Consider the following 11500-nt stretch of genomic DNA (forward strand, 5'->3'; position numbering starts at 1 on the left):
GTTATTTCTCGCTATCAACCAGACCGCGCACAAACCAGCGCTGCATCAGAAGCACCACCGCCAGCGGTGGCAATAAAGTCAGAATCATCGCCGCCATCACCTGGTTCCACTGGGTCGGCGCGCCGGAAGTGGAGATCATGCTCTTGATGCCCGCTACCGCGGTGCCCATCGAGGCGTCGCTGGTGATCAGGATCGGCCACAGATATTGGTTCCAGCCGTAGATAAAGGTGATGACGAACAGCGCCGCCAGATTGGTTTTCGACAGCGGCAGCACGATGTCCCAGAAGAAACGCATCGGCCCGGCGCCGTCGATGCGCGCCGCCTCCAGCAGCTCATCCGGCAGCGTCATGAAGAACTGGCGCAGCAGGAAGGTGGCGGTGGCCGAGGCCATCAGCGGCAGCGTCAGGCCGGTGTAACTGTCCAGCAGGTTGAGGTTGGAGATCACCTCCACCGTCGGGAAAATGCGCACCTCCACCGGCAGCATCAGGGTGAGGAAAATCAGCCAGAAGAACAGGCTGCGCAGCGGGAAACGGAAATATACGATGGCGTAAGCCGACAGCACCGACACCGCGATCTTGCCGCAGGTGATCGCCAGCGCCATGATCACGCTGTTCAGCAGCAGCAGCGAGAACGGCACTTTGAGGTTGCCCACGCCGCCCTGCCAGATATTGCGGATGTTCTCCCACAGGTGGCCGCCGGGCACCAGCGTCATCGGCACCTGAAACACCTGTTTGTCGTCCAGCGTGGCGGCGACAAAGGCCACGTACAGCGGGAACAGCACCACCAGCACGCCGATAATCAGCATCACATGGCTGAAGATGTCCAGCCCGCGTCGATTCTCAATCATTGGTAGCGCACCTTACGTTCAACGAAGCGGAACTGGATCACCGTCAGGCCGATCACCAGCAGCATCAGGATCACCGACTGCGCGGCGGAACTGGAGAGATCCAATCCGGCGAAGCCTTCGCGGTAGATCTTGTAGATCAACGTGGTGGTGGACTGCACCGGCCCGCCGCCGGTGGCGGCGTCGATCACCGGGAAGGTATCGAAGAAGGCGTACACCAGATTGACCACCAGCAGGAAGAAGCTCACCGGCGCGATCAGCGGCAGCACCAGATGGAAGAAGCGGCGTACCGGGCCGGCGCCGTCGATGGCCGCCGCCTCCACCAGCGAACGCGGGATCGACTGCAGCGCCGCGAGGAAAAACAGGAAGTTATAGCTTATCTGCTGCCATACCGAGGCCAGCACCACCAGGAACATCGCCTGGCCGCTGTTTTGCGCATGGTTCCAGTTATAGCCCAACCCATTGAGGAAGTGGGTGATCAACCCGAGACCGGGGTTGAACAGAAAGATCCACAGCACCGCCGCCACCGCCGGCGCCACCGCGTAGGGCAGGATCATCAGCGTGCGATAGAGGCGGCTGCCGCGCAGCACGTAGTCCACCAGCGCAGCGAAGAACAGCGAGACCGCCAGCCCGATGCCCGCCACCAGGAAGCTGAAGATCAGCGTGGTGTAGAACGAGTCGAGGTAGTAAGGATCCTGGAACAGCTGCTTAAAGTTATCCAGCCCGACAAACTGGCTGGACAGGCCGAACGGATCGAGACTCTGCACCGAATACCACAGCGCCTCGCCGGCGGGCCATAAAAAGAAGACGGCGGTAATCAGCAGCTGCGGCAGCACCAATGCATAGGGCAACCAGCTGCAGCCGAAACCGGGACGGGAAGATGACATAGCAGTTAAACCATTAATCGGGCACGGAAGGATCGGCGTGAAGACGCGAGCCCGGTCCGCCGGGCCCGCGACGCAGGGTTATTTGGTTGATGCTTCGAAGCGACGCAGCAGTACGTCACCGCGCTGCACGGCGGCGTCCAACGCCTGCTGAGGCGTTTTCTTGCCGGTCCACACGCCTTCCAGCTCCTCATCCACCACGCTGCGGATCTGCGGCATGTTGCCCAGACGCAGGCCCTTGGTGAACGGCAACGGCGGCTTGTTCAGCATCTGGCGAGTGGCGACGTCGGCGCCCGGGTTCTTGTCGTAGAAGCCCTGCTGCTTGGTCAGATCGTAAGCCGCGGTGGTGATCGGCAGATAGCCGGTCTTCTGGTGCCATTCGGCGGCGATTTCCGGCTGCGCCAGGTACTGCAGGAATTCGGCTACGCCCTTGTAGGTGGCGGCGTCTTTGCCGTTCATCACCCACAGGCTGGCCCCGCCAATGATGGCGTTCTGCGGCGCATTTTTCGCGTCAGCGTCGTACGGCATCATGCCGACGCCGTAGTTGAATTTGGCATAGTGCTTGATGTCCGCCAGCGAACCGGATGAGGCGGTGGTGATGGCGCAATCGCCGTTGTAGAACTTCTCGGTGGATTCGTCTTTGCGGCCGAAGTAGGTGAAATCACCCTTCTTGTTCATCGCTTCGAGCAGCGCGATATGCTTGACCTGCAGCGGTTGGTTGAACTCCAGCTTGGCACTGGTGCCGCCGAAACCGTTGTTTTCACTGGCGAACGGCACGCCGTGCCAGGCGCTGAAGTTCTCCAGTTGGATCCAACCCTGCCAGCCGCTGGCGTAACCGCACTTCATGCCGGCTTCGCGCAGCTTGGCGGTATCCGCCGCCAGTTCCTGCCAGGTTTTCGGCGGCTGATCCGGGTTCAGGCCGGCCTTTTTGAAGGCGTCTTTGTTGTAGTACAGCACCGGCGTGGAGCTGTTGAACGGCTGCGACAGCAGATGCCCGCTCTTGTTGTCGGTGTAATAGCCGGCCACCGTCGGCACGAACACCGATTCGTCGAAGTTGATGCCGGCCTCTTTAAACACTTCGTAGACCGGCTTGATGGCTTTGCTGGCCATCATGGTGGCGGTGCCCACTTCGTAAACCTGCAAGATCGCCGGCGCCTTGCCGGAGCGGTAAGCGGCGATACCCGCCGCCAGGCTCTGTTCGTAGTTGCCTTTATAAACCGGCACAATCTTGACGTCGCTGTGCGACTGGTTGAAGCGATCCGCCAGAGAGTCCACTTCTTTACCCAGTTCGCCTTCCATCGAATGCCAGAACGGGATTTCTGTCGCCGCCAGCGCCTGGGCGCTGACCGCCAGGGTCAATGCGACGCACAGCGTGGTTTTGCGAATAGCGTAGGTGAGCATGCCTAACTCCTGAAAAAGCTGGTGTAAAAGCGCGTGAGCGAAAAGAATCAGTTTTTTGTTCGGAAGCTAACATGCCATGCGCGGATGACAGAAAAATAACCGTTAGATGACAGCCACATGACGGCAAGGTGAAGTGAAGATGGCGGTTTGATGTCGGCGGCGGGCATCGGCTCCGCCGCCGCGAGGCTTATAGCGAACGGCGCAGGCGCGCCACCGCTTCTTGCATCTGCTGCTCGGTGGCGGTGGCGAACGACAGGCGGAAGGTCGAACGATCCGGGTTGTCGGAGAAGAAGTATTCCCCCGGCACGAACACCACGCCCTGCTGCAGCGTGGTGTTCAGCCATTCGGTGGCGTTGAACGGCTGGCGGAAACGCGCCCACAGGAACATGCCGCCCTTCGGTTTATCGAAGGTGATGTAGTCGCCCAGCTCCTGCTCCACCAAACCGGCCAGGATCTCGCCCTTCTGTTTGTAGGCGGCGCGGATCTTGTCGATCTGAGCCGGCAGGCGATCCAGGCCGAGATAGCATTCGACGATGCTCTGCGACAGGGCGCTGGCGTGCAGATCCGCCGCCTGTTTGATGATCGCCACTTTATGCAGCAGGAACGGCGGCAGGATCGCCCATCCCAGGCGCAGGCCCGGCGCCAGGATCTTGGAGAAGGTCGAGGTATAGATGATGTGGTCGGTATTGCCCAGCACCCGCTGCGACACCTGATGCAGCGTCGGGTGGCGCTCTTCGGTGAAACGCAGCTCGCCGTACGGATCGTCTTCGATGATCAGGAAGTTATGTTCGGCGGCCAGCTTCACCAGCAGTTCGCGGCGCGCGGCGCTCAGGGTGATGCCGCTCGGGTTGCCGAAGTTCGGCACCACGTACACGCCCTTGATACGCTGGGTTTTCAGCAGCTCGGCCAGCTCTTCCACCACCATGCCGTCGCTGTCGGACGAGACCGACATGATGTTGGCTTCCGCCAGTTCCAGCGTTTGCAGCGCCGCCAGGTAGGTCGGGCGCTCCACCACGAACACGTCGCCCGGGTTGACGATGGCGCGCATCACCAAATCCAGTGCCTGCTGAGAACCGGCGGTGACCATCACCTCTTCCGCGCGCGCGGTGACGCCGCGCTCGGCGCACAGCGCGCAAATGCGCTCACGCAGCAGCGGGCTGCCCTCGGTCAGGCCATACTGGAACGCGCTTTTCGGCTGTTCGGTGATCGCCTGCTGGGTGGCAATGCTCAATCCTTCGAAATCGAACAGCGCATCAGAGGGGATGCCGCCCGCCAGCGAAATGACGTGTTCCATCTTGCTGTGCTTAAGCAATTCACGGATGGCCGAACTTTTTACGTTAACGATGCGCTGCGCGAGTAACCCTTCTGTCTTCATTTCTTCTTCTCGTACCTGATTATTTTAATTCGTAGGGGGGCGGATTAACCGCCCAGATACGCCGACCTCACTGCTTCGTTGGCTAACAATGCAGCCCCCGTATCTTCCAACACCACGCGGCCGTTTTCCAGCACATAACCGCGGTCCGCCAATTTCAGCGCCTGATTGGCGTTTTGCTCCACCAGGAAGATAGTCATGCCCTCTTCCCGCAGCTGCTGAATGATGTCGAAAATCTGCTGGATGATGATCGGCGCCAGCCCAAGCGAAGGTTCGTCGAGCAGCAGCAGCTTCGGCTGGCTCATCAGCGCGCGGCCGATGGCCAACATTTGCTGCTCGCCGCCGGACATGGTGCCGGCGCGCTGGCTTCGGCGCTCCAGCAGGCGCGGGAACAGCGTGAACACCCGTTCGATGCGCTGTTGATACTGCTGGCGATCGGCGAAGAAGCCGCCCATCGCCAGGTTTTCTTCCACCGTCATGCGCGAGAAGACGCGCCGCCCTTCCGGTACGATCGCCACCGCTTCACGCATGATGCGCGAGGTTTGCCACTGGGTGATGTCCTGGCCCTGAAAGACGATGCTGCCTTCGCTGGCGCGCGGTTCGCCGCACAGGGTGCCGAGCAGCGTGGTTTTACCGGCGCCGTTGGCGCCGATTAACGTCACGATTTCGCCCTGACTTATCGTGAGACTGACCTGATGCAGCGCCTGAATTTTGCCGTAATGGGCGGATACCTGATTGAATGACAACATATTATTCTTCGCCCAAATAAGCCCGGATCACGTCCGGGTTGTTGCGGATCTCCGCCGGTGTGCCCTGCGCCAGCGGCGTGCCCTGATTCACCACGTAAATGCGATCGGAAATGCCCATCACCAGCTTCATGTCGTGCTCGATCAGCAGCACCGAGACCTTATGCCGATCGCGCAGCTCGACGATCAGATGATCCAGCTCGTCGGTCTCTTTCGGGTTGAGGCCGGCGGCCGGTTCGTCCAGCATCAGCAGCTCCGGCCGGGTCACCATGCAGCGGGCGATCTCCAGCCGCCGCTGCTGCCCGTAGGCCAGGTTGCCCGCCGAACGGTTGGCCATCGATAGCAGGCCGACGCGCTCCAGCCACTCCGCCGCGCGCGCCAGCGCCTCGGCTTCGGCGCGGCGGAAGGCCGGGGTTTTCAGCAACCCGGCGAACACGCCGCTTTTCAGATGCTGATGCTGCGCCACCAGCAGGTTCTCGATCACCGTCATTTCACGGAACAACCGCACATGCTGGAAGGTGCGCACCACGCCCATACGGGCAATGGCCTGCCCCGCCAGCCCTTCCAGATGGCGATCGCGCAATTTGATGGTGCCGCCGCTCGGACGGTAAAAACCGGTCAGGCAGTTGAATACCGTGGTTTTACCGGCGCCGTTGGGGCCGATCAGCGATACGATTTCGCCTTCATTGAGCGTCAACGCCACATTGTTGACCGCCAGCAACCCGCCGAAACGCATCGACAGGCCTTCCACCTGCAGTAAAGGTTGAACGCTCATGCCTGCTCCCCCTTACCCGCGTGAATATCCGCCGCCTGCAGCTTCAGCTGCGGCCGTTTCATCGGCAACAGCCCCTGCGGCCGCCAAATCATCATCAGCACCATCAGCGCACCCAGCAGCAACATGCTGTATTCATTCAGATCGCGCATCAGCTCGCGCGACACCACCAGCAGGATCGCCGCCAGAATGACCGCGAACTGCGACCCCATGCCCCCCAACACCACGATCGCCAACACGAAGGCCGATTCGACGAAGGTGAAGGATTCCGGGCTGACGAACCCCTGGCGCGCGGCGAACAGCGTGCCGGCAAACCCGGCGAAGGCGGCGCTGATGGTAAAGGCGGTCAGCTTGATGCGCGTCGGGCTGAGGCCCAGCGAGCGGCAGGCGATCTCGTCTTCACGCAGCGCTTCCCAGGCGCGCCCGAGCGGCATGCGCAGCAGGCGGTTGATGACGAACAGCGTCAGCACCACCAGCAGCAGCGCCACCAGGTACAGGAACACGATGCGATCGCTCGGATCGTATTTCAGGCCGAAGAAGTTATGGAAGGTATCCCAACCGCCGTCGCGCACGCTGCGGTTAAATTCCAGGCCGAAAAAGGTCGGTTTCGGGATCTGGCTGATGCCATTCGGCCCGCCGGTGATCTCGGTATTGTTCAGCAGCAGGATGCGCACGATCTCGCCGAAGCCGAGCGTCACGATCGCCAGATAGTCGCCGCGCAGCCGCAGCACCGGGAAACCGAGCAGGAAGCCGAAGGCGGCGGTGACGATACCCGCCAGCGGCAGGCTCTCCCAAAATCCGAAACCGTAATAATGATTCAGCAGCGCGTAGGTGTAGGCGCCGATGGCGTAGAAACCGCCGTAGCCCAGCACCAGCAGACCGGACAAACCCACCACCACGTTGAGGCCGAGGCCCAGCATCACGTAGATCAGCGTCAGGGTGGCGATATCCACCGTGCCGCGCGACACCAGGAACGGCCAGGCGACCGCCGCGACGATGAGCAGAGCCGCCAGCAGCTTTTGCCGCGGCGTGGTGCCGTCGAAGCTCGGCAGCACGAACGCCGGGCCGGAGACCTTTTTCAAGCCCTGCTGCAGCAGCGGGCGCAACAGCTGGAAGAAAAAGACGATGACGCAGCCGATGCCGATCCACATCCAGCGCACTTCCGCCGCGCCGTGCACCACCAGTTTGGTGCCGTCCAGGCTGAGCTGCATGCCCATCAGGAACGAAGCCATCACGAACAGCACCGCCGTGGCGATCAGCGCATTAAGCAGATTGAGTTTCATACTTTCTCAACCTCCGGACGCCCAAGAATGCCGGTCGGCATGATCAGCAGCACCACGATCAGCAACGCGAACGACACCACGTCTTTGTATTCGGTGCTCAAATAAGCGGAGGTCAGCGCTTCCGCCACGCCCAGCACCAGGCCACCGATCATCGCGCCGGGAATGCTGCCGATGCCGCCCAGGACCGCAGCGGTAAAGGCTTTCATACCGGCCATAAAGCCGATGTAAGGGTTGATGACGCCGTAGAACTGGCCGAGCAACACCCCGGCCACCGCCGCCATCACCGCACCGATGACGAAGGTCAGCGAGATCACCCGGTCGGTGTTGATGCCCAGCAGGCTGGCCATCTTCAGATCTTCCGCGCAGGCGCGGCAGGCGCGGCCCATGCGTGAATAGCGGATAAACAGCGTCAGCGCCAGCATCGCCAGGAAGGTCACGAGCCAGATGGTCAGCTGCATGGTGCTGATGGTGGCGGCGAAGCCGTTGCTTTCCCCCAGCACCCACTGGCCGGTCACCAGGCTGGGCAGCGCCAGATCGCGCGAACCCTGCGTCAGGCTGACGTAGTTTTGCAGGAATATCGACATGCCGATGGCCGAGATCAGCGCAATCAGGCGCTTGGAGTTGCGCACCGGTTTGTAGGCTACCCGCTCGATGCTCCAGCCGTAGGCGCTGGCGATGACGATCGAGACCAGGAACGCGGCGCCGATCAGCAACCAGCCGACGTCGATGCCGAGCATCATCAGGGCGGCGATAACGATAAAGGAGACATAGCTGCCGATCATGTACACCTCGCCGTGGGCGAAGTTGATCATGCCGATGATGCCGTAAACCATGGTGTAACCGATGGCGATCAATGCATAGGTGCTGCCCAACGTTAAGCCGTTGAACATCTGCTGCAGAAAATAGAGGAGCTGCTCTGACATACTCTGAACCCTTGGCTGCGAAACCCGCCGACGGAGAACCGGCGGGTAAAGGGAGACGGGGCCGGCAAGCCGACCCGCCGGGCGCAGCGGGCTGCGCCCCACCCTAATCATTATGGCTTATTTGATCGGTGTGGACGTGCCGTTGGCATGCCATTCGAACACGCCGAACTCGAAGCCTTTCAGATCGCCCTTGTCATCCCAGGTCAGCGGCCCCATCACGGTGTCCACCGGCTTGCCGGTTTTCAGATCCTTGACGATGTCCGCCGGCTCCTGGCTGCCGCTGCGCTCCATCCCGGTGGTCAGCGACTGCAGCGCGGCATAGGTGGTCCAGACGAACGGGCCGGTCGGATCCAGCTTCTTGGCCTTCAGCGCATCGACGATCGGCTGGTTGGCGGGCACCTGATCGTAGCGTTTCGGCAGCGTCACCAGCATGCCTTCCGAGGCGGCGCCGGCGATGTTGGACAGCGAGGAGTTGCCCACGCCTTCCGGCCCCATGAAGCGGGTGGTCAACCCGGCCTGTTTGGCCTGACGCAGGATCTGGCCCATTTCCGGGTAGTAACCGCCGAAATACACGAAATCGATATTCTCTTTCTTCAGGCGCGCCACCAGGGTGGAGAAGTCTTTGTCGCCGGCGGTGATGCCTTCGAACATCGCCACTTCGGTACCCTGTTTTTTCAGGCTGTCGCGCACCGAGCGCGCCAGGCCTTCGCCGTATTGCTGCTTATCGTGCACCACGGCGATGCGCTTCGGCTTGATGTCGCTGAGGATGTATTTGGCGGCGGTCGGGCCCTGATCCGAATCCAGACCGGTGGTGCGCAGGATCATCTTGTAGCCGCGAGTGGTCAGATCGGCGTTGGTGGCCGCCGGGGTAATCATGATCACGCCTTCGTCTTCATAGATATCGGACGCCGGCTGGGTGGAAGAGGAACACAGGTGGCCAATCACGTAGCGAATGCCGTCGTTGATCACCTTGTTGGCGACCGCAACCGCCTGTTTCGGATCGCAGGCGTCGTCGTATTCCACGCCGACCAGCTTGTCGCCCTTGATGCCGCCCTTGGCGTTGATGTCGGCAATCGCCTGGCGCGCGCCGGTAAACTCCATGTCGCCATACTGCGCGACCGGGCCGGACATCGCCCCGACGATCGCCACCTTGATGTCTTTCGCCATAGCCGCCTGGCTCATGGCCATCGCAATGCAACCCGCCAGCAGTGCCTTACCTGTTGTTAATTTCATCCGCAAATCCCCATCTGTCGTTGTGAACGTACCTGTTGTGTTTGCCTGCGCCCGATCGTTATTGACCGCTTTTGTTATAAGTAATAATGATTTAGGCGCTTTGCCGGCATTATTTTCTAATAAGACTTTATTTTTCATGCCATTAAACAGGAATTTTCTGCTGCAAATCAACTTCATCAGGCAGAAACAAGCGGTGTAAACAGGATAAAATTCGAATTAAATCTGCGCCGTTTACCTTGAGGCGTAGCGCGTTGTGCTGGTTAACAATCCCTTTACTAACTATTTACTCGGAAAATGCCCCGTGCAAAAAACATATTGCACAGTAATCGTACAGAAAAACTTACACAACGCTCTGCACAAGATCTATTACACTGTCGGCATCATTTAGCTGCGCGGAAATTCTGCATGAAACTGACCATCGAGCGCCTGACCGCGCTGTCCCCGCAAGACCTTATCGATCTCGGTAAAATTTGGCCGCATCAGCAGCCGGAACAGTGGCAGAGCTGGTTGAGCGGCGGCAAGGCGCTGTTCGCCGCCCGCTTCAACGAGCGTCTGCTGGGCGCAGTGAAAATTGCGCTGCAGGATGACCGCGCCGAGCTGCAGGACTTGCTGGTGCGCGAAGTGACGCGCCGCCGCGGCGTCGGTCTTTACCTGGTACAGGATGCGCAGCGTCAGCTGCCGCAGGTCGCTCACTGGCAGCTGTCGACCGCCGGCCTGGCGCCGCGCGAACGCGGGGAAGTCGAGAACTTCATGCGCGCCTGCGGCTTCGCACCGCAGGGCGATCTCTGGCAAAAATGAAACGCCGGTTGGCGGCGCTGGTCTTGATTGCGCTGGGGCTGGCGGCCGCGTTCCTCGGGCGCCAGCAGGCGCTGCGCCTGGCCTCAGACTGGGATCAGCAGGTTTATGTCTGGCAGCGGGTCTGGACGCCGCAGCACGCCGATGCGCTGGCGCACAGCCGCGATCTGTTCGCCGGGCTGCGGGTGCTGGCGCTGCAGGTGCATCCACGCGAGGGCTGGCGGGAAATCCCGGCCGACCTGCGCTTATTGCAACAGGATGGCCGCCCGCTCTGGCTGGTGGCGCGCCTCGACGGCCAACTGCCGCAGCTGGACCAGGAAGCCATTATCCAGCGGCTGCTGGCGCTCGCCCAACGCTGGCAGGCGGCCGGGCTGCCCGTCACCGGCGTCGAGATCGATCATGACGCCGCCACCGCCCGCCTGCCGGACTACCAACGCTTTCTGCAGCGGCTGCGCCAACGCCTGCCCGCCGCTTTGCAACTCGGCATCACCGCCCTGCCCGCCTGGATCGGTTCACCCGGCCTGCCCGGCGTACTGCAACAGGCCGACAGTTCCGTCCTGCAGGTGCATGCGGTGCTCTCGCCGCAGCAGGGGCTGTTTGACGGCTCCTTGGCGCTACGCTGGGTGCGGCAGTACGCCGCCGTCACACCGAAGCCGTTTCGCGTCGCGCTGCCGGCTTATGGCATGGCACTGCTGGGTTTTGATGCGCAGGGCGCGCAGGTGGAGAGCGAATCCTCGCTGCGCGTGGCCGGCAACGGCCGCGAACTGACGGTCGCGCCGCAGCAGATCGCCGATTTTCTGCAAACGCTGGCGCAGCAAACGCCGCCCCGGCTGCGCGGCATTATCTGGTTCCGCTTGCCGCTGGCGGACGATCGGCGCGCCTGGTCGCTCGCCACGCTGCGAGCGGTGATCGAACGGCGGCCGCTGAATGTCGACTGGCAGGTAAAATTTAGGCCTCAGCCACAGCAAAACGGGCTGTATGATCTGATAATTCATAACAACGGGCCGGTGGACGCCCCGCTGCCGCAAGAAGTCATCATCCGCGCCGACGACTGCCTGGCGGCGGACGCGGTCGGCAACTACCGGCTGGAATCCGCACCGCAACGGCAACGCTTTATTCGCATCAGCGGCGATCAGCTGCGCGCCGGGCAATCCCGGCCGCTGGGCTGGCTGCGCTGCCAACAACTGACGCCAGGAGGCACCCTTGTCACACCTTGATACGCGCGCGGCACGGAACACCCGCCGCCT

11 protein-coding genes are annotated in these 11500 nt (G+C 61.6%); 2 read left to right on the forward strand and 9 right to left on the reverse strand.

What is annotated here, in order from left to right; translation table 11 throughout:
• Position 1 precedes the first annotated feature (1 nt).
• The 9 genes from ugpE to ACMGF7_RS06805 form a co-directional block, all read right to left on the reverse strand.
• The gene (gene ugpE, locus ACMGF7_RS06765) at positions 2-847 is read right to left on the reverse strand and encodes a sn-glycerol-3-phosphate ABC transporter permease UgpE (RefSeq protein WP_004934403.1); all 846 of its coding nucleotides are present in this window, start codon (positions 845-847) and stop codon (positions 2-4) included.
• Positions 844-1731: a sn-glycerol-3-phosphate ABC transporter permease UgpA gene (gene ugpA / locus ACMGF7_RS06770; RefSeq protein ID WP_015376293.1), complete on the reverse strand. Its 888-nt coding sequence runs from the start codon at positions 1729-1731 to the stop codon at positions 844-846. Before ugpA ends, ugpE begins: the two co-directional genes overlap by 4 nt.
• A 78-nt stretch (positions 1732-1809) precedes the next feature.
• Positions 1810-3129, reverse strand: coding sequence for a sn-glycerol-3-phosphate ABC transporter substrate-binding protein UgpB (gene ugpB / locus ACMGF7_RS06775; protein WP_004934396.1), 1320 nt, complete (start codon positions 3127-3129; stop codon positions 1810-1812).
• A gap of 187 nt (positions 3130-3316) precedes the next feature.
• Entirely contained in the window at positions 3317-4504 is a 1188-nt protein-coding gene (locus ACMGF7_RS06780; protein WP_004934394.1) for a PLP-dependent aminotransferase family protein, read from the reverse strand.
• A 44-nt stretch (positions 4505-4548) separates the two neighbouring features.
• Positions 4549-5250 (reverse strand): high-affinity branched-chain amino acid ABC transporter ATP-binding protein LivF, encoded by a 702-nt coding sequence (gene livF / locus ACMGF7_RS06785; protein ID WP_004934391.1) that lies wholly within the window; start codon positions 5248-5250, stop codon positions 4549-4551.
• A 1-nt stretch (position 5251) separates the two neighbouring features.
• Positions 5252-6022: a high-affinity branched-chain amino acid ABC transporter ATP-binding protein LivG gene (gene livG, locus ACMGF7_RS06790; protein ID WP_015376291.1), complete on the reverse strand. Its 771-nt coding sequence runs from the start codon at positions 6020-6022 to the stop codon at positions 5252-5254.
• Entirely contained in the window at positions 6019-7302 is a 1284-nt protein-coding gene (locus ACMGF7_RS06795; protein ID WP_049241602.1) for a high-affinity branched-chain amino acid ABC transporter permease LivM, read from the reverse strand. Before ACMGF7_RS06795 ends, livG begins: the two co-directional genes overlap by 4 nt.
• On the reverse strand, positions 7299-8225 hold the full coding sequence (gene livH, locus ACMGF7_RS06800; RefSeq protein ID WP_015376290.1) for a high-affinity branched-chain amino acid ABC transporter permease LivH: 927 nt from the start codon (positions 8223-8225) through the stop codon (positions 7299-7301). Before livH ends, ACMGF7_RS06795 begins: the two co-directional genes overlap by 4 nt.
• Positions 8226-8342: 117 nt before the next feature.
• The gene (locus tag ACMGF7_RS06805; protein WP_004934358.1) at positions 8343-9458 is read right to left on the reverse strand and encodes a branched-chain amino acid ABC transporter substrate-binding protein; all 1116 of its coding nucleotides are present in this window, start codon (positions 9456-9458) and stop codon (positions 8343-8345) included.
• Between the two features lie 405 nt (positions 9459-9863).
• On the opposite strand from ACMGF7_RS06805, the gene panM reads away from it, so the two are divergent.
• A complete protein-coding gene (gene panM, locus ACMGF7_RS06810) occupies positions 9864-10256 on the forward strand; it encodes an aspartate 1-decarboxylase autocleavage activator PanM (protein WP_015376288.1) in 393 nt (130 codons plus the stop codon).
• Positions 10253-11470: a DUF3142 domain-containing protein gene (locus ACMGF7_RS06815; RefSeq protein WP_044030272.1), complete on the forward strand. Its 1218-nt coding sequence runs from the start codon at positions 10253-10255 to the stop codon at positions 11468-11470. Before panM ends, ACMGF7_RS06815 begins: the two co-directional genes overlap by 4 nt.
• Positions 11471-11500 lie beyond the last annotated feature (30 nt).

It is taken from the genome of Serratia sp. BNK-17 (genome assembly GCF_048684935.1).
GTDB classification, from domain to species: Bacteria; Pseudomonadota; Gammaproteobacteria; order Enterobacterales; family Enterobacteriaceae; genus Serratia; species Serratia nematodiphila.

What these genes read in the sequence shown, in the direction of transcription:
- ugpE (WP_004934403.1), bottom strand. Translation starts at nt 847, where the DNA reads ATGATTGAGAATCGACGCGGGCTGGACATCTTCAGCCATGTGATGCTG.
- ugpA (WP_015376293.1), bottom strand. Translation starts at nt 1,731, where the DNA reads ATGTCATCTTCCCGTCCCGGTTTCGGCTGCAGCTGGTTGCCCTATGCA.
- ugpB (WP_004934396.1), bottom strand. Translation starts at nt 3,129, where the DNA reads ATGCTCACCTACGCTATTCGCAAAACCACGCTGTGCGTCGCATTGACC.
- ACMGF7_RS06780 (WP_004934394.1), bottom strand. Translation starts at nt 4,504, where the DNA reads ATGAAGACAGAAGGGTTACTCGCGCAGCGCATCGTTAACGTAAAAAGT.
- livF (WP_004934391.1), bottom strand. Translation starts at nt 5,250, where the DNA reads ATGTTGTCATTCAATCAGGTATCCGCCCATTACGGCAAAATTCAGGCG.
- livG (WP_015376291.1), bottom strand. Translation starts at nt 6,022, where the DNA reads ATGAGCGTTCAACCTTTACTGCAGGTGGAAGGCCTGTCGATGCGTTTC.
- ACMGF7_RS06795 (WP_049241602.1), bottom strand. Translation starts at nt 7,302, where the DNA reads ATGAAACTCAATCTGCTTAATGCGCTGATCGCCACGGCGGTGCTGTTC.
- livH (WP_015376290.1), bottom strand. Translation starts at nt 8,225, where the DNA reads ATGTCAGAGCAGCTCCTCTATTTTCTGCAGCAGATGTTCAACGGCTTA.
- ACMGF7_RS06805 (WP_004934358.1), bottom strand. Translation starts at nt 9,458, where the DNA reads ATGAAATTAACAACAGGTAAGGCACTGCTGGCGGGTTGCATTGCGATG.
- panM (WP_015376288.1), top strand. Translation starts at nt 9,864, where the DNA reads ATGAAACTGACCATCGAGCGCCTGACCGCGCTGTCCCCGCAAGACCTT.
- ACMGF7_RS06815 (WP_044030272.1), top strand. Translation starts at nt 10,253, where the DNA reads ATGAAACGCCGGTTGGCGGCGCTGGTCTTGATTGCGCTGGGGCTGGCG.